This is a genomic window from Lysinibacillus sp. UGB7, assembly GCF_049058285.1.
Taxonomy (GTDB): domain Bacteria; phylum Bacillota; class Bacilli; order Bacillales_A; family Planococcaceae; genus Lysinibacillus; species Lysinibacillus sphaericus_B.
The window spans coordinates 109,573-134,237 of the sequence record NZ_JBMGUV010000011.1; the positions used below are offsets into that span (position 1 = coordinate 109,573).

The window sequence follows — 24,665 nt, forward strand, 5'->3', positions numbered from 1 at the left end:
TTCTTATATTAAATTTGAAACATGTACAAACATGCGGTTTATTTCTTTATGTAGTGTCCGTTGCTCTGTCGAAAGCCATCTACAATGAATAGCAAAATCGTTAAGCTTCGTTACACTCGCTTGTGTATCACTCTCGACATGCATCGTTTCCTGTAATTCTCTTACATTAAGTTGCTCAACATTTGGCGAAACCACCCATAACGAACCAATATACAACGAATTTTCAAGAATCCCCATAGATGAAAAATCCATTTCCTCTGGTTTAAAATGCAATGTATCAAAGGCGATTAAAGCATCTTCTACATATATTTTGTATTGCGAGCGAAACGATTGAAAATCAAAAATTTCTCCGCGCATTTCTCGTCCAGGGGCAATTATTTCTCCCCAGATCAACGTAGAGCTTGCCATCATTCGAATGGTCGTATCAACCTGACATTTGGCTCGTTCGAATGGAATTGTCACTTCTGGCATCCATTCTAATCGAGCATTCTCTCCCAATTTAACGGTAATGGATTGTGTACAAAATTCACCTGTATGGGAAGGATAAATTTTTAAAGCGGATTGTTGCTTTAATCTAACTTGACTGTCAGGAGCAAGTTTTATATCAATTTCATTCCTGTCTCCTGCGACCATGCCACCTGAAGATTCCATGATAAAAACAGTTGCTGTTGGCTTTTGACCTTCATATAATTCTCGACTTGCCTTCAATGGAGGTTGTTGGTACACATGAACAAGTCGTGTGTACCCTCTTCTTGGCTCAAAGGCCATTTCTAATTTTCCAAAATGATTTACTTTTCCTTGCTTAGACATGTGCGTCAACTGCTTCAGCACCCTCTAATAACATCTGGTGCTGTATCCACGCTACCACTTTATCTACATTTTTTTGTGAGCGAACATCCGCAAAAATGTAAGGACGTCCGGCTCTCATTCTTTTCACATCTTCATCCATAAGGTCTAAATCCACGCCAACATGAGGCGCAAGTGATGTTTTATTAATAAGCAATAGATCCGACCGTGTTAAGGCTGGACCACCTTTACGTGGGATATCTTGACCTTCTGCCACATCAATTACGTAAATATAACCATCCACAAGCTCTGGACTAAATGTTGCGGATAAATTATCGCCACCACTTTCTAAGAAAATAATGTCTAAATCTGGGAAGCGTTTGTTTAGTTCATCGATTGCCGAAAAGTTCATCGATGCATCTTCTCGGATTGCTGTATGTGGACATCCACCTGTTTCAACACCTACGATGCGATCCTCATTAAGCACCCCATTTGTTATTAAATATTGCGCATCTTCTCGAGTATAAATATCATTGGTAATAACAGCCACATTATATTGCTCATGCATAACGCGCGTTAATTGGTCAACTAACGATGTTTTTCCTGACCCAACTGGTCCACCGATGCCGATTCTTATTGGTTTCATAAAAAGTTCCAACTCCCTACTTAAGAAATAAATAATCTTGAAAATAAAAATTCATGCTTCATAGAGGCAAGTTCAATTCCTAATGCATTATTTGATAAATCATCTATCGTCAAACGCATCACTTTTTGTGCGGCTTCCTCTACATGAACAAGCAGTTCATTTAAAGCCTGTACCCCAGTATTTTGTCCGAACGGCACTGCCCGTACGGCATTTTGTACTAACCCACTTAATGACGCGTACATAAATGTCATAACTGCATGATACACATTGACCCCGAGCGCCTCACTATATATACCGTAAAGGACTGCATAATGGCCCTTGACATCTTCTTTGTCTATCTTGTGCTTCCACTGCTCTACTAACGAACTGTCAATGAGAGGGGCTACAGTTCGAACAAATTGTTTGCCAACGTTCACGCTAGCATCTCTTGATTCCTTTGCTAGCTTAATAGCCCCACAAAGCTCATCTAGCTCAGCAAGACGCGCTTCATTTCTTGCTTTTGCTGCATGGAACGCATCTTGAATAATCAATGCATCTCCACTTACTAAATTATGAAATAAATAAGTTTTACAAAATTCAATTAACTGCGCTTTCGTTTGAATCAAATCTTCCTGAATATACGTTTCCATGCCGTATGAGTGCGTATAGGAGCCAATTGGAAAGGCTGAGTCATGAATTTGTAATAAACGCAGCAAAGAGAAATCAGTGAGAGTGTCCGCGGAATTTGAACGGTTGTTTAAAGCGTCGCTCTGTCGTTTCATATTGGACTCCTACTTCGTCTAATAACGGATTAATCGTATGATCGGCACGTACAATAATTTCACCATTTTCAATCAAACATGGTGTATGGCGATTGCCTAACTCAAACGCAGCTTTTCCCATTTCCATCATGTTTTTTGGGCAAATTACAATGACTGGCTCTAATTTTGTACGGATTGCAATACGTCGCTCCCCGTCTTCGAATAATAAATCACCATATTTTAACGGTTCTTCACCGCTTAAACGTAAAGCGATATCTGTCCCTTTATCTGTTTCTGTACGAAGAATGCGTTTACTTAACGCTTCCCAGTCAAGTTCAATCCATTCTGTTAACTTACTGTCTACTTCTTCTTGACCAATATTTCCAATAATTTTTTCGATTAACATGTTGTTTGCACTCCTCATTTATTAATGGTTTTCAAATCACCCTGTAATTCCTGCAATATTCTAACAATTAATTAACGTAAAAATCACCACAAAATAGTTAGAATAAGAAATATCTTTGCGCCATCGGCAATACATCTACTGGCTCACAAGTCGCTAATTCACCATCGATTTTCACTTCATACGTTTCTGGGTTTACATCAATGTGCGGTGTCGCGTTGTTATGTTTCATATCTGCTTTACCAATATTTCGACAATTTTTCACTGTACCGATTTGTCGTTTTAAAGCTAATTTCTCCGGTAATCCTTCTTCAACTGCAATCTTTGGCAAAAATGTCATCGCACAATTTTGAGGACCTTGTCCATAGAAGCCAAACGTCTGACGACCTTTCATAGGTTGTGGCGTCGGAATTGACGCATTGGGATCACCTGTAATGGCATAAACTGCAATACCACCTTTAATAACAACTTCTGCTTTTACACCGAAAAATGCTGGGTCCCACAGAACGATATCTGCTAGTTTACCTTCTTCCAAAGAACCAACCTCATGGCTAATACCGTGCGCAATCGCTGGATTTATGTTCAGTTTTGCCATATAGCGTTTCACGCGGTAATTATCGTTATCTTTGCCTTCATCCTGTGGCAATGGACCACGTTGTTTTTTCATTTTGTCTGCTGTTTGGAACGTACGTAATGTGACTTCCCCCACACGCCCCATCGCTTGAGAATCGGATGACATAATACTTAAAATACCCAGATCCTGCATAATATCTTCCGCCGCAATTGTTTCCGGACGAATACGAGAATCCGCAAATGCCACATCTTCAGGAACATCATGCTTTAAGTGATGACATACCATGAGCATATCTAAATGTTCGTCAATCGTATTGGTAGTAAATGGTTTCGTTGGATTTGTCGATGCTGGCAAAATATTAGGTAACGAGGCCATCACTAACTGGTCTGGCGCATGGCCGCCACCAGCACCCTCCGTATGGAAAATGTGTATAACACGACCATTGATTGCGTTAATGGTATCTTCTACAAAGCCTGCCTCATTCAATGTATCTGAGTGTAATGCAACTTGAATGTCATACTCATCCGCTACAGTTAAGCTTTGGTCAAGAGCTGCAGGTGTTGCACCCCAATCTTCATGTATTTTCATACCAATTGCCCCAGCACGAACTTGCTCAATAATCGGTTCAGGGTCAGAGGCACTCCCCTTTCCTAATAGCCCAACGTTTATTGGTAAACTTTCGACAGCTTGCAACATCCTATGTAAATGCCATTCACCAGCAGTTAAGCTTGTCGCTTTAGAGCCAGCAGCTGGTCCTGTTCCACCACCAATAAATGTTGTTGTACCAGCAAATAAAGCCGTTTCCACCTGATCTGGACTGATGAAATGAATATGTGTGTCGATAGCACCAGCTGTAGCAATTAAGCCCTCTCCTGCATAAACTTCTGTACCAACACCAATGATCATGTCCTGGTCAACACCGTCCATCCCATTCGGGTTTCCAGCTTTGCCAATACCGATAATTCGACCGTCTTTAATGCCGATATCCGCCTTTACTATACCGGTATAATCAATAATCATTACATTTGTAATGACTGTATCTAGCACGCCATCACTTCTTTTGTTATTACCATTTTGCCCCATAGATACACGAAGTGATTTTCCACCTCCGAAAACTCCTTCGTCACCATAAGATGTATAGTCCTTTTCTATTTCAATCCAAAGTTCTGTATCCGCTAAACGAACCTTGTCTCCAACAGTAGGTCCAAACATTTTTGCATATGCTTCATGCGTTACCTTCACTTGTCTTCAGCTCCTTTAAAGCCACCTTCAATCGCTTTGTCTAAAATTTCGTCCTTATTATGTGTTGAACCCTCTGTTAATTTATTTAATCCAAAAATATGACGTTTGCCACCAAATTCAACGAGTTCAACTTCTTTTTCCTCACCTGGTTCAAAGCGAACCGCTGTACCTGAAGGAATATTTAAATGCATACCAATAGCTTCTTGTCTATCAAACTCTAAAAATCTATTCACTTCTATAAAATGAAAATGTGAACCAACCTGAATCGGGCGATCTCCTGTATTCGCTACAATTACAGTTTTAGTAGCGCGCCCTACATTCATTTCGATTTCGCCTTGTGCTGGCCTAATTTCTCCAGGAATCATAATGCAAATACCCCCTTTACTGTATTGGACGGTGAACTGTTACAAGTTTCGTACCATCTGGGAATGTACACTCAACTTGAACATCCGAAATCATGTCACCGACGCCTTCCATTACATCTTCTGCTGTGAGTACTTGTTTTGCATCACTCATTAGCTGAGCAACGGTTTTTCCATCTCGAGCACCCTCCATAATATAACTACTAATCAGTGCTACTGATTCAGGGTAATTTAACTTTAATCCACGCGCTTTTCTTTTCAGCGCAAGTTCTCCTGCCAAATGGAGTAGTAGCTTTTCTTGTTCCACTTGTGATAGCTTCAATTCAATCTCTCTCTTTCTTAAATCTGAATTTTCCAACTGTTTTATTCCATTTCAATAAAACAGGTTCCAGCATTCTTACTTTATTAACTTTTAGTTTGGTCTAACAATTTAGATTTCGCAAGGACAAGCGAATAAGACAAAGAATTGACGATTTGACCCGGCAGACGCGGGTTGCAAAGTGTGAGGTGAAATATTAGAGGTAACAGCTAACCTATTATAAGAAACTAATTCAAAAAATTCAACATTTATATTACTCTGTCAATTTATAAATTTAGCGAATGAAAAATAAAAAAGGGCCTATTTTGCAGAAGAATGGACTTCTCTCAAAATAGACCTTATCATTATTGCTGCAAAACCCCTCCACAATCAACGTAAAAAGCAGTATTATACTAGATATTAAACTGCTCACACACGCTCTCAAAACTTTACTTTTTTTCAATTACACTACATTCGCTAACCAACCATTGTTTAATAACCTGCCCAGTTAGATAGCTTCACATTTGCGCAATTTAGCTGAATTGTTGGGTAAGTTTTTGTAAATTTTCTGCCTGCACACTTAACTCCTTAGTTACAGTATTTACGGCCTGCATCGAAGCACTTTGTTCATCAACTGATTGTAAGATTACGCCCGTATAATCAGATAATTTATCCATACCGCTTGCGATATTCGTCACTAAATTAGTTACGACATTGGCACTACCAGATAATTCTTCTGCTGTTGCTGAAATTTCCTCAAGCTGATTTGTCATTTTGCTTACATGTTGTGAAATTGTTCCGAAAGACTGCGTCGCTTCATCAATAACATAAACACCCTGCTGTACATTTTTTAAGTCTTCTTCAACAGAACTAGCAACTTGTTTTGTATCGTTTTCAATCGCTACAACTAATTCCACAATTTCACTTGCAGATTGTTTCGATTGCTCAGCTAATTTACGAACTTCTTCAGCAACTACCGCAAAGCCTTTACCGTGTTCTCCTGCCCGTGCTGCTTCAATCGCCGCATTCAATGCTAGTAAATTCGTTTGATCTGTAATATCGGTAATCATGGCTGTCATGGATATAATATCCGTCATTTTTTCTGTCAGTTGTTGCATTAAACCACTTGTTTTTTCAGTAGAAGTTGAGATAAATTGCATTTGATTTTTCGCGATATTTAAGATTTGCACACCATTACCTGCAATTTCGTTAGCTCCTTTTGCATGGTCAAAGACATCCTGAGTAGCTTGCGTAATACGTTCCACTCCTTTAGCAGTTTCAAGCATAGAAATAGCACTTTCATTGGCAGACTGTGCCACTCGTTTAAGTGCGTCTGTAGTTTTTTCCATTTGTTGGTCTACTTCATCTACTGCAATAGTAATTTCATTTGTGCTTGCTGATAGTTCCTCCATGCTAGCAGATAGATCTGTAGAACTATTGGCCACTTTCTGCGTCATTGTATGTATCTGCTCTTTCATAATAAAAAATGCATTTGCTAAATCTGCAATTTCATCTTTGGATTTTACTTGTAAAGGTTTCACTTGTAAGTTGCCATCTGCTATCGTTTGAGCAGCTATGGACAGCTGTTTAAGGGGTGTAGTAATTTTGTATTTCACATAAAGAATGTAGGACGATGTAATAGCTATTCCTACAAAAGTTAATACCGTAGATAGCCATGCTAATGATGTTAAATTTGTTAAATCTATAATTAAAAGCATGATCATTACTACATTTAATACAGAAAAGCCAAGAATACTTTTTTTGCTTAAACTCATCCGAAGTCCCTCCAAATATATTATTCCGACGTTGTCATTATAGTTTAATTTTCCCAAAAAACATAGCGAAAGGCACTACTTTTGTATAGTGATACATATAGTCTACTTCGTAGTCATTTCTCTCCGCTACGGCGGACGCTTTCCGCGGGCACGGCTCTGTAATATCAGTTGCAATCTTTAAAACTGCTGTCACTTTATCCTCAGTATTGACGATAGGGATGTAAGTTGCTTCAAGCCAAATCTAATTTCCTCTTTTTCCTATTCTTTGTATTTTCTCCTGAAACTTCTTCCCTTTGTTTAAGTTACTCCATAGTTCTGTATACTTTATACTTGTTTGAAATTCGTCAGCACATAATTCTTTATGATGCATTTGTTGTAGTTCTTTTATGGAATAACCTACCGCACTTGCAAAATGCTCATTTACCCAAAGTATATTCCCTTCCGTATCGAATTCAATCATGGCTAGATTAACGTCCAAAGCATACAATACATCATTCGGATCTAGCACTTGAGTACTTATGTTATCAACCACTTTAAAACTCCTTTTTTACTAGTAATTATTTTTTCCATAAAGTCCATAGTTTCATACATTACACGACTTTCACTTATCACTTTATGTAAGGTTTTTAGAAAATAATAATAACTTTACTAGCAAAAAGAATGAATGATATGTAGAAAGAAACGTAGATATTTAAACACGTTTTAAATCTTCCCTTTCCTCTTCATCATGCTAAATTAAAAAAGCTCAGAAATTATTCAGTTCAAAAACTTACTTTTTTTCGCATATAAAAAAGCACCTCCAAAAGAACAGTTTTGGTATCTTCTACCGAAGTTCTTTTAAAGATGCTTTTTTTGTTGTCTAACTGTGTGAATGAAGTTCACAAGAAACAAATGTTTGTGAAACAGGTATTATTTTAATTTCATGATGCTTGCACCAGCAATACCTGGATGTGTCATTTCATATGGATCTAAAATTAAATCTAATTGCTCCGTCGTTAAAACGCCTGCCTCGACGCAAAGCTCACGAATAGAACGGCCAGATAAAATTGCCTCACGTGCAAGGCGCGCTGCAATCTCATAACCGATATGAGGGTTTACCGCTGTTAATACACCAACACTCTTTTCAACGTATTCTTTCATGCGTTCTTCGTTCGCTTCAATATCCTTCAAGCAGTTTTCCGTAAATGCACGGAACACATTATTCATAATACTAATAGATTGGATCAGGTTAAAGACTAACACAGGTTCCATTACATTTAACTCTAACTGACCCGCTTCAGAAGCAAGGCAAATCGTTTGGTCATTTCCGATAACTTGGAATGCTACCTGATTAAGCACCTCTGGCATAACTGGATTTACCTTACCAGGCATAATCGAAGAACCAGGTTGACGAGCTGGTAAAATAATTTCGCCTAAACCAGCACGAGGTCCTGATGCCATTAAACGAAGGTCATTAGAGATTTTAGAAATATTAATCATACAAATTTTTAGTGCGCCAGACACTTCAGTATATGCATCTGTATTTTGCGTAGCATCCACTAAATGTGTAGCCCCTTGAAGTGGTAAACCAGAAATTTCAGCAAGATGCTGATCTACTGACTTAATATAATCAGGGAATGCGTTTAATCCTGTTCCTACAGCAGTTGCCCCCATATTTACATCGTATAGATTTGGACGTGTTTGACGGATACGCTGAATATCGCGATTGATAACACGGCAATATGCTTCAAACTCTTGACCTAAACGGATCGGTACAGCATCTTGTAAATGCGTACGGCCCATTTTAATCACATGTGCAAATTGTTCGGCTTTTTGGTGGAACACTGCTTGCATGTCCTCCATTGTAACTAAAAGCTCATCCACTAAATGTAATACGGCAATATGAATCGCCGTTGGGAATGCATCATTTGTCGACTGGGACATATTGACATGACTATTCGGGCTAATCGATTGATAGTCCCCTTTTTCTTTCCCCATAATCTCTAGTGCACGATTCGCAATCACTTCATTAGCATTCATATTAATCGATGTACCCGCACCGCCTTGGATTGGGTCTACGATAAATTCACTATTCCATTTACCATCAATTACTTCTTGTGCTGCTTCGACAATTGCTTCACCAATGTCCTTTGATAGCAGGTGTACCTCCATATTGCCTAATGCAGCTGCTTTTTTCACAATTCCCATTGCTTTAATAAGTGCTGGATGGATTGTATAGCCTGTTATCGGGAAGTTTTCCGTTGCTCGAAGTGTTTGAATCCCGTAATAGGCACTGCTTGGTAAGGTACGTTCACCTAAAAAATCTTTTTCAATACGTACTGTGGACATTATTGTCGACTCCTTTTATGTATACTCACACTGATAGTAGCTAATTAATGACCGATTGTAAACAGTCAATTTTCTGTAAAAGAAGAATTTTTTGTTGATGGCCAAGAAAAACTAAAAACCGAGCGCTATTTATACGCTCGGATTAATCATTATTTATTTGAAGTAACTGTAAAGCGACTATTTACATGCTGTGGGCTTTCGATTTCATCTACTAACGCAATTGCATAATCACTATAGCTGACATAGCTTTCTCCTGCGGCATTCACTAATAGATGATCAATGCCAACTGTATAACTACCTGTACGTGGACCTTGTGGGTCGAAGAATGCAGATGGGCTTAAGAATGTCCATGTAATTTTTGACGCTTGTAAATCTTTTAAGTTTTCCCCTTGATTTTTTGCAGTGGCAAGGAACATCTCTGGGAAGTCTGGTGTATCCATTACTCGTACAGTTTTTTCTGGATCAACAAACAGGCTTCCTGCACCACCGACAACGACTAATTTTGTCGCAATGCCAGTAAAAATAGCAATTAAGTGACGACCCACTTTTACATGTAGATCCTCTTGTCCAAAAGGAGCACCAAACGCATTTACGACAACGTCAAAACCTTTCACATCTTCTTGAGATAGCTCAAAAACTTCTTTTTCAATGACAGCAATATCAGCCGTCACTTTTGAGGCAGAGCGTACAATTGCAGTTACATCGTGACCGCGTTGTAATGCTTCCTCAACAATTTTTTGTCCTGCTTTTCCTGTTGCACCAATTACAGCAATTTTCATCTTAAATTCCTCCTACAGATTAGTTGTAACGAAATAAGTTACAGGTTGGATACAGTAAGATCGACCTCGTTTGTTAACGAAGCTGATCTAGCACATCCTGTAAAGTCTGTGCTTGTAACTGTTCTTCCATTGCATCCCAAACAGATGTATAAACACCCTCCAAAGTGCGTTGAATTTTACGCCCAACCGTACAATCTGGATTCGGCTCATCGTGAATAGCAAAAAGCTGCTCAGGCCCATCAATCGCATGGTAAATCGTTAGTAATGACAAATCCTTAGGTTCAACTAAAAGCTCGTAGCCTGCTAAACCTGATTGTGACGTGAGCAAGCCTGCTTTTTTCAGTTTGCCAATCATACGACGAACGACAACTGGATTTGTATTCACACTACCTGCGATATAATCTGATGAAAGCTGGCTTTTATCTGAAGTTGTTGCAATGAGCGAAAGTATATGGATCGCTACCGAAAATCGACTGTTCACCATATGTATCACCACCCGTTGTAACTATTATAGTTACAGGTTTAGAAAATAGCAAATACTTTGCTTCCTATTCCTGTACAAAATTAGTCTTTTATATACTATAAACTAAACATTTACTAATAAACATGGAGAATTTATAATTATTGCTGCATTTATATTTTCGAAACGTAAATAACTAACTCTTGTCTTATTTCGCCGTTTTCTTCATAAAAATCCAAGTTATGAAATTCATATTTAAAATGCCCCATTGGAAAAGTGACGCTCTCACCTTGTGCCGCAGACAATATTCCAGCCACATCATGCGACACCATTTGTAAAAGTTCTGCACCAGATAACGTTTCAACAAATACCACATTCATCAAAAAAACACCTCCTTAGCCATTATAGCTTAGAAGGCGCTTACATTTACAGCGTTTATTTTTGGCGATTGAGGCGAATCTCTTCAATTACCTGCATCATTTTTTGTACTTGCTCCTGCGAGAGTTCAGTTGGGATGTGTGATAAGTCACATTGTTTGTGTAAAATATCCAATTTTTCTTGCGGAGGTGCTTCGAGTGTCTTTTCCCTCAGTTTCTGTCCCCCTCCGCCCCCTTCTATCGGGTACTTTAAAATTTCTCTCACCACAATCACCTCTGCACATTTAGTTGGAAAAACAACCTATAAATACCATATACAATATTAAAATCAATCGTTCAACATAGCATCGGCCAACTAGCCTATTTTAGAAAAAGATTATTTCGACCTAGGATTTTCTACCTTAGATTGATTTTTAAAATATATTTTTAAAAAAGCAGCAACCAATTTGGCTGCTGCTTTTAGCTATACGGCAATCGGCGCTTTAATCGCTGGATGTGGGTCATAGCCCTCGAGTGAAAGATCTTCAAGTTCCATTTCAAAAATTGACGTTTTATTTGGATTTATTTTTAAGGTTGGTAGGTCCTTAGGCTCGCGTGATAGCTGTTCTTGCACTTGCTCCACGTGATTTGCATAAATATGTGCATCGCCTATACTATGAATAAATTCGCCAACTTCAAGCCCACATTCATGCGCAATTAGATGCGTAAGTAATGCGTAGGAAGCTATATTGAACGGACAGCCAAGTAAAGTATCCAGACTTCGTTGCATTAACTGACAACTCAGCTTTCCATTTGCGACATAAAATTGGAACATGACATGACAAGGAGGTAGTGCAGCTTTACTGCCTTTCGCTCCGGCATTAATGACATCTTCAGGGTTCCAAGCATTCACAATGATACGACGCGAATCTGGATTGTGCTTAATCTGATGAATAACATCTTGCAGTTGGTCTAAGCTTTCTCCGGTTGATGTTGTCCAATGACGCCACTGCTTACCATAAACATTGCCAAGTTCCCCATATTTGCTAGCAAATTCATCATCAGTTAGTACACGTTCACAAAATGATGCTAGCTCAGCTTGATAACTAGCGTTAAAAGCTTCATCTACTAAGCAGCGACGACCGAAATCTGTCATATCAGGACCAGAATATTCATCTGATTGTACCCATTTTTTAAAGGCCCATTCATCCCAAATATGATTGTTATTCTGTAAGAGATAGCGGATATTAGTATCTCCTTTAATGAACCAAAGTAGCTCACTTGCAACAAGTTTAAACGGCACCCGTTTTGTCGTTAGAAGTGGAAAGCCCCCATTTAAATCAAAGCGCATTTGATAGCCAAATACACTGTATGTACCGGTTCCCGTACGATCTTCCTTTTTTACACCGTTCTCTAATATATGTTGTAATAAATTTAAATACGCAGTTTCTGGATGCGTCATTACTGTCAACAGCTCCTTCAAGTATGCTGTTGACCATTATACCATCAAAAATGACATTTGAACGCCAAAAAGGAAAAAACAGTGTACAGCTTATTCCTGTTAATATTGGGAAATATCAATACTTGAAACGTCATTTTCTCGCATATAATTACTATTAATTTTCGTTTAATCACATACCCGTGCCCAACGAATTATTGCGTAATTCCTTAGAAATTTCATGCTCAGTCGTTACAAAGAACATAGGTAAAACAATAATATTAAGTAAAATTGGTCCAGCAATAAATAACAAATCAATTCCTGGGTTAAAATAGAGCCCAAATGCTGTCAGCAGTCCCGACATCACTAGAAACACAATTTGAGCTATTATAATCATTAACGGCATGATTTGGTACATATAATTAAGCTTTCTAAACTGATGCATCTCCTCTGGACGCTGGAGGATTCGTTTTTTTAAGCGCCTCGCAAACAACAGACAAGTTGCCACTTGCCATAATATGAAACTAAAATAGATGACACTATAAAGTATCATTTGTCCTTTAACGATGGACCCATCCAAATGACCAACACGTTGCTGTAATAGCTCGTTGACGGCACCCTCAAACACATATTCACGCTCACTTAAAAATGTAAATGGCTGAACAAATCCGAGCGATGCCCATTCCGTAGCATTGACCTGCCAATTTGTCAATTTACTTGCCATGATTCGTAATTGTATGTTCTCCTCTTCACCAAACATTCCCACTAAAATACTGTATGGTATAGCTATCTTTAGTTGTCCATTTTGCTTCTTTTGAAATAAATCCTCAATGAAAAATGTATAGGCTACATTCGATTGATTTGTTTCATAATGAACCTTCTCTACCTTCCAATGTCTGGATAAGGAACCTTCTAAGTAATCCTTCATTTCAAAATAAGTAGTATCATTATGTAAATGTTTTGGAATCTTGTAGACAAAATGATTATCGACACCAATAATGCAAATATCTACTTCTACAGCATCTGTCTTCCATGTTTCGGCTGTTGATGTCATAGGATACGCCATCATAGCAACTAGAAATAACAGGATAAATGACAGTTTGCATGTTCCCACACTACGCCCCCTCCCCGCCGCGTTTGTTATGTTCACACTAGCATATATTTGACCGAAAACACTATTTCGTCATTCCGAAAAAATGCTAGTGGTTTTCCGAAAGTATCCATTTCGGTCTTCCAAAAATACCAATAATTCCGCATAATATATAAAATACATTTTTAAGAAATGAGACATGATCATGATTTTATTAAACATTAAAGAGCGATGTACATGAGTAAATTAACATACAGTATTTTCATCACATACCTACTTCTTGGCATTTATGTACTTGTCATTGCTATCCAAACACCGTTCATTGGCATCGCTATTGATACAACTAGTGGTCAACCTGTCATTGTAAAATCTTATTATCCAGATTGGGCACAACAACAAAACATCGAAAAAGGTGACATCCTAGTTACTATCGACCTGCAACTTGCTGAAGAAAAAATAATGATGGGAAAACCTCATACATTGAGAAGTGCGCATGAGTTAACCATTTTGAAGGCTGATGGGTTCGTTCATTCTATTCCAGTCAAGCATACAGATATGCCAGAAGAGCTGTTTATACATATTGTTTTTCCCTTATTATATTTTGCGCTGTCCTTTGGCGTGGCTATCTATTTATGGAAACGTAATAGAGAAAATCAACTCACGAACCTACTTATACTATTTTTATTAACGTGTTCTCTAGCCTATACAAGTATTGGAGCCTCTGGCAGAGAGGACTTACTTGGCAAGATGGTCATGGGCCATTGTATTGTATTATGCTTCGTAGTATTCATTCATTTTTTGCAACATTATTACTATTTTCTACATATAAAATGGCCGTTTTTTCATGCGAAATGGCTCTATTTACTACCTATACTCATTACATGCTGTTATTTTTTGGAAATGTATGATTCTCGTTTCAAAATGATAACACCAATTGTGATTCTAGGTTTGTTTGGTATACTTGTTCTTTCTGCGATTTGTATTTTAATAACTGGCTATTTACGGACACACTCAGCAAAAATACGATTAATTGCCATTGCATTAATCGTTCCTTTCCTACCTTTTTTATTTTTATTTGTCATTCCGGAAATTTTTCGCTATACGCCGATTTTACAAGCAGAATTCAGTGCATTATTTTTATTGTTCATACCTTTCTCTTTTGTTTTCATTCAGGTAAATGAGCGCTTATTTGATATTGAGTACCAATTATCTCGCTTGCGCTATTACTGTGCACTTGCATTTTTCAGTGCATTTGTCATAACGCTAGGCCTGTCGATATTTTTAGTGAACCACCTTTCAATCACTTTGCTTACAGCTATCTTTGTTCTTGTTTTTTTAGTAAATATCGCTAGTTTCTATTTGAAAGAGCAACTCGATTTCAAGCATCGAAAAGTGATATTTTCGTCAAATGGAGATTATGTTCATAGTTTATATGCAGCGGTCAATCGAATGGGCAATGCAAAAAATCAACAGGATTTACTGGCCCGCTTCACGTATGAAATTACTGAAAAACTTGGCACAACCGATTTTACGATTGAAACAATTACAGAAGATGTTTCATTAGCACGTGGTGAAGTTAATGCAAGAGACCAAAAGACACAGCTACTTATATATGATTCTGCGGATGAAAAAATCGTATTATTGATTAGCCATACACTGCAAAAAGAAGAGCTACTATGGTTGGAATTACTTGCACTCTACGTTTCTATGCTTATCGATAGTTTAAAGCTCATAGAGGATTTAGTGCTTGAAATACAGCATATGAAAGTGACCAATAATACACCCTTACCTTGGCTTGATAAGTTATTATGGAATATTATCGAGAAAGAAAAGGGTATATTAGCTCAGGAATTACACGACACTATTTTACAGGAGCAGCTCCATTTGGCCAGAGAGCTTGATGTACTAGCAGGCTCACCATCCATTAAAGGAGAAAAGGTGCGAGCTATCCGAGAGCAACTTCTTAATGCAGCCAAAGATTTACGAGAGTATTGTGAAAATTTAAGTCCTCCCCTACTTGATACGTTAGGTTTACACATTGCGCTAAAAAAACTTATACAAAAAGTAAATATTCGGGCTAATTTTTTACTGAATACACAAATAGAACGTGTCCATTTCCAAGATTTATCGTTACATTTAGTTGTATACCTTCTTGTTCAGGAGCTATTCAATAACGCTATTAAACACGCTGAAGCTACAGAAGTTTCTCTGAGACTACTTGCATTAGATCGTGGTTTTGTTTTGCAATACGATGATAACGGCATCGGCTGTAATATCGAAGCTTTAATGCAATCTTCTGCTTCCATGGGCATCAACGGTATTCGTGAACGTGTTCGCGCCTTTAATGGTGACATGACCATAACCTCCAAGGAAAATGAAGGCATGCATATCTATATTAAAATACAAGAAGAAGGCGAAAACATACATGATTAACATACTTATTATAGATGATCATCCGGTTGTGTTAGACGGCACAAAAACATTATTACAGGACTTAGTAAATGTACAAATCACAACAGAGCAAAACAGTGCTGCCGTACTTTCAAGAATGGACACGCAAACATTTCAACTCTTTTTAATTGATATTAATATGAAGCCTCTGAATGGCATCCAACTTTCAGAGATGATTAAGAAAAAACAACCTGAAGCGGTTATTTTGCTCTATACAGGCTACGAACTTGCTGATTATTACGAGCTACTCGTCGAAAAAAAAGTAGATGGGCTTTTATCGAAGCTTGCAACAAAAGAACAAGTTATTCAAACCGTTCAGGCTGCACTTCGAGGGGAAATTTTATTGTCCGCCGACTTTTTAGATTTCGTGCAACGTCGCTCGCATCATCAAAATGTGCAGCAGGAGGTATTACTGAGCGACAAAGAACAAGAAATTTTACAACTTGTAGCACAAGGTTGCACCAATAAGGCCATTGCCTCAGCGATTGGTGTGACACAACGTACGGTTGAGAATTATTTATCTAAACTCTTTGTAAGACTCCATGTCGAATCACGTGCCGAAGCAGTAATTGTCGCCAAGGAAAAAGCATGGATTGACTGATTACCTAAAAAAAATGAATGCTATCGAAATAAATTTTATGAAGCGATTTTTATTAGTTGATTATTTTTAACTTTGGATGGATGGAAAATGGCACAATAATCCCCTCTTTTTTAGTAAGTTTTTTCAATATTATACTTGTAAACAATCCCATGTAATTTTTTCTTACTAAAAAACGGAATATGCTGGATAAATGTATAAATCTGTTATATAATAAAAACAATAATTAAATTGCTTCATCGTAAACAATGAAATCACGCATTCAAAAGTGTCGTGTTCATGCGATCTTCTAACTATGTGTTTTTTTATACTGAGTGAAGGAATATGATTGTTGAATTTAATTTTTGGAGGTTTTTCTAATGACACAAGGTACAGTAAAATGGTTTAACGCAGAAAAAGGTTTTGGCTTCATCGAAGTAGAAGGTGGAAACGATGTATTCGTACACTTCTCTGCTATCCAATCTGAAGGTTTCAAAACACTAGAAGAAGGTCAAAAAGTTGAATTCGGCGTTGAAGAAGGCAACCGTGGCCCTCAAGCTACAAACGTTGTGAAACTTTAATTCTCAATTTAGAATTAACAGTTCAAAATCCAAGAGACATCCACATGTTGTGGGTGTCTCTTTTATTGTTATCATCCCTGTACTACATCAGTATTTTGTACATGGTACAGTAAATTCAAAAAACCAATACAGAAGGGGTAGCTTATAAGTTGAGCTAATAGTATTAAACCTTGTACAGGTGCTGGCATGTCGCCCCGATTTGTAATCGGAAAAGCAATGGCGAATAGGATGAGAAATAATACTGCGTAAGGTAACCAAAGAAGCATTGTCCAATAATTTGCGCGCCTACACCCCAGCCATTTACAGGTCAATTTATACAGTAGCAAGCTGGCAGTAACGAAAGCCATTAGGTGTACGACCAACAATAAAGTATCTATAGTTTTGCTTTCCCAGCCCGTTAAACGCACAATACGATAAAAATTCAATTGCAATTCTATTAAGGTAAAAAACAAAAGACCATAGAGAGCGCTTATTGCATTTATCTTAAAAAAATAGTTCATACCCCATTCCTCCTGCAATTAATTACGCATAAGAATGCAAACCAGCGATGACTAAATTAACAAATACTTGGTTAAAGACGATGATGCCAAAACCAATAATAGATAGCCATGCCGTTTTCTCCCCTTCCCAGCCCTTAGAGAGTCGAAAATGCAGAAAGGCTGCGTAATATAAAAATGTGATGAGCGCCCATACCTCTTTCGGGTCCCACCCCCAATATCGACTCCACGCGATTTGTGCCCAAATCATTGCAAATAATAATCCCCCAAGAGCAAACAAGGGAAACCCAATGACAACCGCCCTATATGAAATTTCGTCCATCAAGGCCGGCTGCACTCGGTTTGTTAAAGGCTTTAATAATACAGTAATTGGTTTTCTTGTGATAAGTCGAATGATACTATATAAAATAGTGCCTACAATAAATGCCCAGACGATTGAATTCAGCTTTTTCGCATCAACCGCATTAGTTATCTTCAAAAAGCCTATCGATTCCCCGTTTTCTGTCACAGTACCTTTATTGACGATTAGCGGCATCATTGTATAAACTACCTTTTCTTCCTTGCCTTGAACATTTTCAAATTGGACTGTTACTTCATCAGTCGTTAAGTTAAAAACCGTGGAAACGCCAATAAAGCCAATGACAACAAGTAAACAATACATGACAAATTCCAAACCAAAGGTACTAATTGATCTCTTGGAAACATCCAAGGTTCTTAATAAGTAAATAATACCTGTTGCAAAGGAAATAGATAAAATCGCACTCGAAAAGGCAACGGTCATAACATGAATCGTTAGCCAGTTACTTTGCAATGAAGGCACAAGTGGTGTGACCTCTTTTGCAAACACACTACCATAGCCAATAATAATTAACGACACGGGAATCGTAAACAAGCCTACAACGATTTGTTTATACAAATAATGAATGAGCAGAAAACTACCAGTTAGCATAATGCCAAAAAACGTCATAAACTCATACATATTACTTACTGGTGCATGCTCGACAGCATTCCACCTTAAAATGAAATAGCCTAATTGTAAAACAAAAGCGATATATGTAAGGACCAGTCCCAGACGCTTAAATATTTTTCCTTTTGATTTCACAGCAAGCCCTAGCGGTAAAATGGCGATTAGTAGCAAGATGAATGCGATAAACAACGAATTGCTACTTAAACTCAAAATCTCTTCTGTACTCAATTTCATTTCCCCTAACATCCTTTTTTAGTAGAAGCTGTAAACTAACTTCTCCTATAAATGAACGTTGCTCCGCAAAATAAGTGCCATTTTCACCTACAAATGTATTTATTTTTTTAAAATTGTTACAGTTTTATGACACATGAATAAAATGCAGATTAGTAGAGCCAACAACATGCCAATACTTTTTAACACTTCTTGACTATCAATTGATATATACAATTGCCTTTCACTTAAATAAAAGACATTCATCATACCGTGCATGATTGCAACTGGAACAATTGATTTTCCATATTCTCTTATCAGCGTTAGAATAATTGACAACATACATAGCAACAATAAATAGACCAATGAAGTGATACCTGGTGTGACATAGGATTTGTAAAATAGAGCAATCTGTAAATGCCACATTGACCAAATAACGGCTGTAAAACAAGCAGTCGACCATAAACCGTACTGTTTTCGGAAATAGTAATGAAAATTACCACGCCAAACTACTTCTTCTAGCAATGCAGAAAGAGAGCCTATAGTAAGGCCAATAAAAAAGACTGGAAGGAATTCGGTAAAAGTAGGAAAAAGGAAAAATTCAGAATAGGTTAAACGGATATATGTATGATAGCTGTAACCCATAAAAATAGGTAGGAGTATAGCGAAAAGTAACCACTTCCTCGAGGGTTTTATGAATGAAAAAGTATGCATAATAGCTTGTTTCATGATGAATTTTTGAAGTAGAAAAACTGAAAAAAGTGGAATCAACATTGTTAAACCTAAAAAAGTCCGCCCATTGTCGAATTGATACAAAAAACATGGCTACCTATAGTAATGACATAAATAAAAAAAGTCGTAAACAGTACGATATATTGTCAAAAGGTTGTAATCCCCTTCCCTTAACATAGTCAAAACATTGAATAGCTAAAATTAAACCACCTATCCCCGCAATGGGAAAAGATGGTATCTTCGAAAAATTAAAGTTGACATGCCTCTATCTACATCCTACCAAAAATTGAATTATAAGTCTATTTCTTTTTGTTTAATTATGGGAGAATGAATATGCGCAAATGTTACATAACGTTATGTAAAACAACTGGAGGTTTTACATGCAGCAAAATATTTATGATGACCCTAATTTTTTCAAACATTATCGACAATTACGAAAAACAAAGTATAACTTTAATACTTTGCTTGAACAACCAGCTTTAAAATCGTTATTACCTGATCTTTGTAATTTAAAGGTACTTGATATCGGTTGTGGTATGGGTGGATTTGCAAAATATTGTATTGAAAACGGAGCACAGCATGTAACAGCTATTGATATTTCTAAAAATATGCTTTTGATAGCGCAGAGCGTGCATGCTCACCCAAAGATTGACTTTTATCAACAATCGTTAGAGCATTTTGAGGCAAAACCAAGCAGCTTTGATTGTATTGCAAGCTCCCTTGTCCTTCATTATATAAGCGATTTCCATGCCTTAATTGGCAAAATCACGACGATGCTACGTCCCAACGGTGTACTAATTTTCTCCGTGGAGCATCCGATAGTAACAGCACGTAAGGAAATGGAAAGTTGGATTTACGATAAGGATGGTAACAGGTGTCATTATGCCATTGATGATTATCAGGATGAGGGCTTGCGTAAGCAAACTTGGTTTGTTGAAGGTGTCGAAAAATACCACCGTACTATGTCAACCATTATCAACAAACTTATTGCGCACGGTCTAGCGATTGAAAAAGTTATTGAGCCAATTCCTGATAGAGAAGCTATTCAAACACTGTCTTCCCTCGAAAAAGAACTGCGGCGACCATCCTTTTTATTAGTAAAAGCAAGAAAATGAGTGCGGGAGTTGCCTAATTGATTGTAGTCGTTTCACGATATGCCAACGGGTAGTGAACCGCAAGTCTCACAGATGCTTTTTTGCACCTGTGAGGCTTGCGGTTCGCCCTTCAAGGTTAAATGCCTTACTCATAAGAAAAGAAAAACAAGAGGATTTTTTGATGACCTATACTACTTTAATTTAAAATAGATGATTTCCGGATCACCTTCATCTAAATTTTCTATATAGCCACTCTTTTGAAATCCTGCTGTTTCAAATACTTTTTGCATAGCCGTATTCGATTGATTGGTCGAAGAAAAAATTTTTTGAGTTGATGCCATCTCGACGTAATTTGCTAATAAGGACGTTGCTATGCCTTTTCGTCGCTCAGTCGGTTTGACGATGACCAAAGAAATAAAGCTACATGCAAAAAAATCAGTGGTGAAAATTAGAAATCCTGCTATACTGCTCTGTGTTTTTTGGATGATGCATCGTTCTTCTACAAGCGCTTTTTGTATGAAATGACGTCTAGTAGTACTTCCAATCACCTGTTGATCGATTGTGACAAGTTCATCTAAATCATCCATACAAGCGTACATCGAATATTCCATTGTCCATCTCTTCCAATCGTAATAATAGTAACTTGCTATTGATCTTTCACTGACGATGCTAAAAAAATTTTGTTCCAGCCATGATGCCAGAACATGTTTTTTACTTTAAGTAGAAACAAACGACTGATAATTTGTCAGTACAACAGCCAAAAAAATTCCTGCTAAAAAGAATGCTCTTTATCACATGTTTTTTAGTCAACTTTGTTTCCATCAAGGTAGTAACTCATCACTATAAGCTCTTCATCGTAACTCTTTGTACGCACTCCCTCATCAACAAAACCACATTTCTTATACAATTCCTGTGCCGCTATATTCGGCAAGTCTACGCTTAAAACAAGCTCATTTATAGTAGGAAAATACTTTTGGACAAAAGTAGGCAATAATTGTAATGCCTTCTTTGCGTAGCCCTTCCCTTGTTCATGAAAATCTGTCGAAAATGAGCGGATTAAAATGGCTCGTTCATTCGTAGAATACGGTATGACACCTTCTTTTTCATGGAGCACCAAAAACGTAACGAGTTTTTCTTCTTTCAGTGCTAGAACTGGATGACGGCTTGCTTCGACTCTTGCTAGTTCGATGCTATCTTGAGGGGACTTCGTATAACGAAGCTGTTGTTCTGTTATCGTGTACTGCTCAATCAATTGTCTATCGGTTTCTTCATAAAATTTTAGTTGCATTATACCCCTTCTTTCTAGTGGTGAATTGAGTAAACGTTTACTAGCATTAAACCCTAGTCCCGCTCTTCCTCATAAATGGCAGTAAATTCATATGCCCCATCCATGAGTTGCTGTAGATACACATCAAAAGAAGGTGCAATGACCTCATAACTATCAGGGTCATGTACATAACGAATTATTTGCCCGACTGTTCCTCGCTCATTTGGTGTAAAGTCAATGTATAAGCACGACGTACCACCATTATTCATGCAATCAGAAAAACATAATCGCTCTCTTAACGGCACATGGATATTGATTCGTTCATCTAATTCAATTTGGTCCATAAACTCTCCATATCGATCTAAAATGCTATCCTCCGCATCCATGTGATCATCATTCATGATTTGCTCAATTGACTTTAAATAATAAGGATATTCATATAAATCGGAGCCAAGGACTAGCACACAAATCGTATGCGCACCATGCTTACAATAATATGTTCCGTTGACATCTTTTAATAGACTTATAAGTGACTGTGGACATTGTGGAAACACTGCCAGTAAGGCGTAAATTTGGTGTTCAGTTGCGCCTGCAGTGAGTTGTAATTGATGCTGTTCTTCTTCAGGTAAATATTGAATTAATTCACTAAAATATCGATTAAACTGTCGCATACTTTATTACCCTTCTTTCTTTTTTGGTCCGGTTGCGGTCCGTGTCGAATCAATATATATGTTCTAAATCATTGCCTCAGCTTGTACTAATAAATCTCAACAATTTCTATTAAAATACATTCTTGTTGTTTAACTTTCCATAATCAGCAAAATTGCAAGAATTATAAATCCTTGAAAGATAAAACATTTAGATTATTAAAATTACAAAAATTACCAACCTCCCTATTTCGTTGTTATCTACCATTAAACTATCAATTCGGGAATAGCTTCTTAGTGTTATACGCATCAAAATGAAAATAGTTCCATTTTTCATTAATTTTCACTTCAATTAAATCATTATTTCAAAAAATTCCAATATGTGCTATTATTTTTTCATTCTGATTTTAAGGAGTTGTGAATATGATTGCGCAAAGATCAGTAGATGTTTGGTTGCAAAACAAATGATCCAAGGGTTGTAACTCATACTGCAGCCCTTGAACGAGGGAGAATATATAATGGAACAATATTTTAATGATTTTCTTCAAGGTCAATTGATTACTTTAAAACAAATGACTACTTCTGATTTAGATGCATTTGTAAAAATTGAGAGCGAAAAGAGCACTTTATTACTCGCCAATGATGAAATTCCTTTTCCAAATACATTTGAAGACCATTCTTCATTCTTTCAAAGTATTAGTGGAAAAAAAGAAGAATTCATTTTTGGGATTTTTGAAAAGACTTCTCACCAGCTTATTGGTTCATGTAGTGTCTTTTCGATTAACTGGACAAACAGCACTTGCTTTGTGGGGATTTCAATAGGTGAAGAGTGGCACGGAAAAGGATTTGGTACAGATGCCATGCGGACCCTCATCACATTTATCTTTCATTACATCGCGATAAACAAAATTAAACTTCAGGTATTTAGCTTTAATGGCTCAGCCATACGTTCCTACGAAAAATGTGGCTTTACAAAAGAAGGCATCTTACGAAATGAACTTTTCCGCTTCGGCAAATTTCATGACATCATCTTATTTGGTCTATTACGTGAAGAGTGGTCTGAATTGGGTTAGCGAAAACAATAACGCACGCATTCAAAATTTACTGAATGCGTGCGTTTTCTATTTGTGAATTATACCCAATCCTTTACGTTAGTAACTAAAATTGCCCCAACGGTCGCACAAAAAACACTTCGTCTTTCCCTCTGCAAGGCTACTTTTTTTCTGTATTATCCTTTTGTTCACATTGTTGGTGTCCCTTGATGAAAGTACATTTTCCATTGCGTTTCATGTAAAAGCCAAATGGAACTTCTTAACGATTTTTTACCACTTGCCATTGTCGTTGTACAATATGTGGAATGGACTATATTCGGGGCTAATTGTTTAATTGTAAAATCTGTAATGTTGTAAGGTATTTTATGTAAGCCCGTTTCATCATCTAGAGCGCTTAATTGCATTGTTTTATCGTATTTCATACCAGAACTACCAAACTCCACATAATGATCTGCTAGTATTTTTTCAAAATCATCTTTTATATAATGCATTAGTTGTTTTTCTAGCATTAATATTTGTTCTTTCAGCTTTGTATCCACTACACTACTCATCTCCTCCAGAAATGTTTAAATAATTCTAAAACAATTATTCCATTTATTACAAAAATATACAACGATTTATTTATTTTTTAATCTTTAGCTCTTAAATGAAAGAAACTATTTAATAAATAAACAACATTAAAGGTTATTTGATAAATTATGACAAGATAAGTAGATCAATACGTTTCGTTACATTCTATTACCATTCTAATCGACTTTCTATATAGTAAAAAAGACACTAAAAATAAATGTCTTATTCTTTAGATTTTCTAAAATTCAGTGCATACAAAAGCTTAAAAATCTATTATATTAGTTATAAAACTACATTAAAATTACATTAAAAGTAAATCAACCAAATACTAAAGTCCTTTATAATTAATTAACGAATTTTATTCCCTATTAAGGTTTAAGCCACTTATGTGTGACTAATTTACGAATTTCTTTTCCGATACACAATATGACATATTTTTTAATTTAAGTGATATACAATGAAAAAGTTGAATCGAGGCCACTAGAATTTATTTCATGAATATGGAGAAAATCATAGGAGGAAATTATGTTTGTGAATTTTTTACTTAAACAATTCTTGAAGGTTGAAATTGAAATTAAAAGAAGAATTATGTACAAAAAGGCAAAAGATTTAGGATTTACCCATCCCAAAGTCGTTGATTGTAGTCAAGAATTAGATGTATTACTGAATAGATATTTAAAGCAAGCATCTTAAGTCGAAGGAGGAGTTTTTATAAATAACTTTCATTTAGCATACTTATTTAC

General features: G+C 36.9%; 30 protein-coding genes. 6 read left to right on the forward strand and 24 right to left on the reverse strand.

Annotated elements, in window-relative coordinates:
• Positions 1-3: 3 nt before the first annotated feature.
• From ACOMCU_RS12115 to ACOMCU_RS12195, 17 genes are all read right to left on the reverse strand, one after another.
• Entirely contained in the window at positions 4-810 is an 807-nt protein-coding gene (locus tag ACOMCU_RS12115; protein ID WP_421050325.1) for an urease accessory protein UreD, read from the reverse strand.
• Positions 803-1,432 (reverse strand): urease accessory protein UreG, encoded by a 630-nt coding sequence (gene ureG, locus ACOMCU_RS12120; protein ID WP_421050326.1) that lies wholly within the window; start codon positions 1,430-1,432, stop codon positions 803-805. Before ureG ends, ACOMCU_RS12115 begins: the two co-directional genes overlap by 8 nt.
• A gap of 20 nt (positions 1,433-1,452) precedes the next feature.
• Positions 1,453-2,193: an urease accessory protein UreF gene (locus tag ACOMCU_RS12125; protein WP_230491839.1), complete on the reverse strand. Its 741-nt coding sequence runs from the start codon at positions 2,191-2,193 to the stop codon at positions 1,453-1,455.
• The gene (locus tag ACOMCU_RS12130; RefSeq protein ID WP_421050327.1) at positions 2,135-2,578 is read right to left on the reverse strand and encodes an urease accessory protein UreE; all 444 of its coding nucleotides are present in this window, start codon (positions 2,576-2,578) and stop codon (positions 2,135-2,137) included. The genes ACOMCU_RS12125 and ACOMCU_RS12130 overlap by 59 nt, the downstream gene beginning before the upstream one ends.
• A gap of 97 nt (positions 2,579-2,675) precedes the next feature.
• Positions 2,676-4,391: an urease subunit alpha gene (gene ureC / locus ACOMCU_RS12135; RefSeq protein ID WP_421050328.1), complete on the reverse strand. Its 1,716-nt coding sequence runs from the start codon at positions 4,389-4,391 to the stop codon at positions 2,676-2,678.
• Positions 4,388-4,756 (reverse strand): urease subunit beta, encoded by a 369-nt coding sequence (locus tag ACOMCU_RS12140; protein WP_010859213.1) that lies wholly within the window; start codon positions 4,754-4,756, stop codon positions 4,388-4,390. The genes ureC and ACOMCU_RS12140 overlap by 4 nt, the downstream gene beginning before the upstream one ends.
• A gap of 16 nt (positions 4,757-4,772) precedes the next feature.
• Positions 4,773-5,075, reverse strand: a complete 303-nt coding sequence (gene ureA, locus ACOMCU_RS12145; protein WP_010859212.1) for an urease subunit gamma — start codon at positions 5,073-5,075, stop codon at positions 4,773-4,775.
• A 509-nt stretch (positions 5,076-5,584) separates the two neighbouring features.
• Positions 5,585-6,826: a methyl-accepting chemotaxis protein gene (locus tag ACOMCU_RS12150; protein WP_010859211.1), complete on the reverse strand. Its 1,242-nt coding sequence runs from the start codon at positions 6,824-6,826 to the stop codon at positions 5,585-5,587.
• Positions 6,827-6,863: 37 nt separating this feature from the next.
• Complete coding sequence (locus ACOMCU_RS12155; RefSeq protein ID WP_421050329.1) at positions 6,864-7,019, reverse strand: hypothetical protein; 156 nt, start codon at positions 7,017-7,019, stop codon at positions 6,864-6,866.
• A 48-nt stretch (positions 7,020-7,067) separates the two neighbouring features.
• Positions 7,068-7,358 carry a PAS domain S-box protein gene (locus ACOMCU_RS12160; protein WP_010859210.1) on the reverse strand — a complete coding sequence of 97 codons (291 nt, stop codon included), beginning with the start codon at positions 7,356-7,358 and terminating at the stop codon, positions 7,068-7,070.
• A gap of 377 nt (positions 7,359-7,735) precedes the next feature.
• A complete protein-coding gene (gene aspA / locus ACOMCU_RS12165; protein ID WP_010859209.1) occupies positions 7,736-9,154 on the reverse strand; it encodes an aspartate ammonia-lyase in 1,419 nt (472 codons plus the stop codon).
• Positions 9,155-9,303: 149 nt separating this feature from the next.
• On the reverse strand, positions 9,304-9,933 hold the full coding sequence (locus tag ACOMCU_RS12170; RefSeq protein WP_010859208.1) for an NAD(P)-dependent oxidoreductase: 630 nt from the start codon (positions 9,931-9,933) through the stop codon (positions 9,304-9,306).
• 73 nt (positions 9,934-10,006) lie between these two features.
• Entirely contained in the window at positions 10,007-10,417 is a 411-nt protein-coding gene (locus ACOMCU_RS12175; RefSeq protein ID WP_421050330.1) for an Rrf2 family transcriptional regulator, read from the reverse strand.
• Between the two features lie 149 nt (positions 10,418-10,566).
• Entirely contained in the window at positions 10,567-10,773 is a 207-nt protein-coding gene (locus ACOMCU_RS12180) for a thymidylate synthase (RefSeq protein WP_421050355.1), read from the reverse strand.
• A gap of 55 nt (positions 10,774-10,828) precedes the next feature.
• Positions 10,829-11,035, reverse strand: a complete 207-nt coding sequence (locus ACOMCU_RS12185; protein ID WP_421050331.1) for a hypothetical protein — start codon at positions 11,033-11,035, stop codon at positions 10,829-10,831.
• Between the two features lie 198 nt (positions 11,036-11,233).
• Positions 11,234-12,211 (reverse strand): thymidylate synthase, encoded by a 978-nt coding sequence (locus tag ACOMCU_RS12190; RefSeq protein WP_010859204.1) that lies wholly within the window; start codon positions 12,209-12,211, stop codon positions 11,234-11,236.
• Positions 12,212-12,380: 169 nt separating this feature from the next.
• Positions 12,381-13,301: a hypothetical protein gene (locus ACOMCU_RS12195; RefSeq protein ID WP_010859203.1), complete on the reverse strand. Its 921-nt coding sequence runs from the start codon at positions 13,299-13,301 to the stop codon at positions 12,381-12,383.
• A 213-nt stretch (positions 13,302-13,514) separates the two neighbouring features.
• On the opposite strand from ACOMCU_RS12195, the gene ACOMCU_RS12200 reads away from it, so the two are divergent.
• From ACOMCU_RS12200 to ACOMCU_RS12210, 3 genes are all read left to right on the forward strand, one after another.
• Positions 13,515-15,710, forward strand: coding sequence for a sensor histidine kinase (locus ACOMCU_RS12200; RefSeq protein ID WP_421050332.1), 2,196 nt, complete (start codon positions 13,515-13,517; stop codon positions 15,708-15,710).
• Entirely contained in the window at positions 15,703-16,329 is a 627-nt protein-coding gene (locus tag ACOMCU_RS12205) for a response regulator transcription factor (RefSeq protein WP_421050333.1), read from the forward strand. Before ACOMCU_RS12200 ends, ACOMCU_RS12205 begins: the two co-directional genes overlap by 8 nt.
• Before the next feature lie 356 nt (positions 16,330-16,685).
• Entirely contained in the window at positions 16,686-16,886 is a 201-nt protein-coding gene (locus ACOMCU_RS12210) for a cold-shock protein (protein WP_010859201.1), read from the forward strand.
• A gap of 71 nt (positions 16,887-16,957) precedes the next feature.
• On the opposite strand, the gene ACOMCU_RS12215 is transcribed toward ACOMCU_RS12210, so the two are convergent.
• The 3 genes from ACOMCU_RS12215 to ACOMCU_RS12225 form a co-directional block, all read right to left on the reverse strand.
• Complete coding sequence (locus tag ACOMCU_RS12215; protein ID WP_421050334.1) at positions 16,958-17,386, reverse strand: hypothetical protein; 429 nt, start codon at positions 17,384-17,386, stop codon at positions 16,958-16,960.
• 22 nt (positions 17,387-17,408) lie between these two features.
• Positions 17,409-18,584: a c-type cytochrome biogenesis protein CcsB gene (gene ccsB, locus ACOMCU_RS12220; RefSeq protein WP_421050335.1), complete on the reverse strand. Its 1,176-nt coding sequence runs from the start codon at positions 18,582-18,584 to the stop codon at positions 17,409-17,411.
• A gap of 99 nt (positions 18,585-18,683) precedes the next feature.
• Positions 18,684-19,334 (reverse strand): type II CAAX prenyl endopeptidase Rce1 family protein, encoded by a 651-nt coding sequence (locus tag ACOMCU_RS12225; protein WP_421050356.1) that lies wholly within the window; start codon positions 19,332-19,334, stop codon positions 18,684-18,686.
• Positions 19,335-19,672: 338 nt separating this feature from the next.
• On the opposite strand from ACOMCU_RS12225, the gene ACOMCU_RS12230 reads away from it, so the two are divergent.
• Entirely contained in the window at positions 19,673-20,407 is a 735-nt protein-coding gene (locus tag ACOMCU_RS12230; protein ID WP_421050336.1) for a class I SAM-dependent methyltransferase, read from the forward strand.
• Positions 20,408-20,577: 170 nt separating this feature from the next.
• Here ACOMCU_RS12230 and ACOMCU_RS12235 read toward each other — a convergent pair whose 3' ends face one another.
• The 3 genes from ACOMCU_RS12235 to ACOMCU_RS12245 all read right to left on the reverse strand — a co-directional run bounded on the left by ACOMCU_RS12235 (position 20,578) and on the right by ACOMCU_RS12245 (position 22,324).
• Positions 20,578-20,997, reverse strand: a complete 420-nt coding sequence (locus ACOMCU_RS12235) for a GNAT family N-acetyltransferase (RefSeq protein ID WP_421050337.1) — start codon at positions 20,995-20,997, stop codon at positions 20,578-20,580.
• A gap of 191 nt (positions 20,998-21,188) precedes the next feature.
• Complete coding sequence (locus tag ACOMCU_RS12240) at positions 21,189-21,674, reverse strand: GNAT family N-acetyltransferase (protein WP_421050338.1); 486 nt, start codon at positions 21,672-21,674, stop codon at positions 21,189-21,191.
• A 53-nt stretch (positions 21,675-21,727) separates the two neighbouring features.
• Positions 21,728-22,324, reverse strand: a complete 597-nt coding sequence (locus tag ACOMCU_RS12245) for an SMI1/KNR4 family protein (protein WP_421050339.1) — start codon at positions 22,322-22,324, stop codon at positions 21,728-21,730.
• 494 nt (positions 22,325-22,818) lie between these two features.
• Here ACOMCU_RS12245 and ACOMCU_RS12250 point away from each other — a divergent pair, with 494 nt between their 5' ends.
• Positions 22,819-23,373: a GNAT family N-acetyltransferase gene (locus ACOMCU_RS12250; protein ID WP_010859193.1), complete on the forward strand. Its 555-nt coding sequence runs from the start codon at positions 22,819-22,821 to the stop codon at positions 23,371-23,373.
• A gap of 167 nt (positions 23,374-23,540) precedes the next feature.
• Here the strand turns inward: ACOMCU_RS12250 and ACOMCU_RS12255 are convergent, their stop codons facing one another.
• Positions 23,541-23,903: a DUF4440 domain-containing protein gene (locus tag ACOMCU_RS12255; protein WP_421050340.1), complete on the reverse strand. Its 363-nt coding sequence runs from the start codon at positions 23,901-23,903 to the stop codon at positions 23,541-23,543.
• Between the two features lie 544 nt (positions 23,904-24,447).
• Between ACOMCU_RS12255 and ACOMCU_RS12260 the strand changes: the two genes are divergently transcribed.
• Positions 24,448-24,615: an aspartyl-phosphate phosphatase Spo0E family protein gene (locus ACOMCU_RS12260; protein ID WP_010859191.1), complete on the forward strand. Its 168-nt coding sequence runs from the start codon at positions 24,448-24,450 to the stop codon at positions 24,613-24,615.
• Positions 24,616-24,665 lie beyond the last annotated feature (50 nt).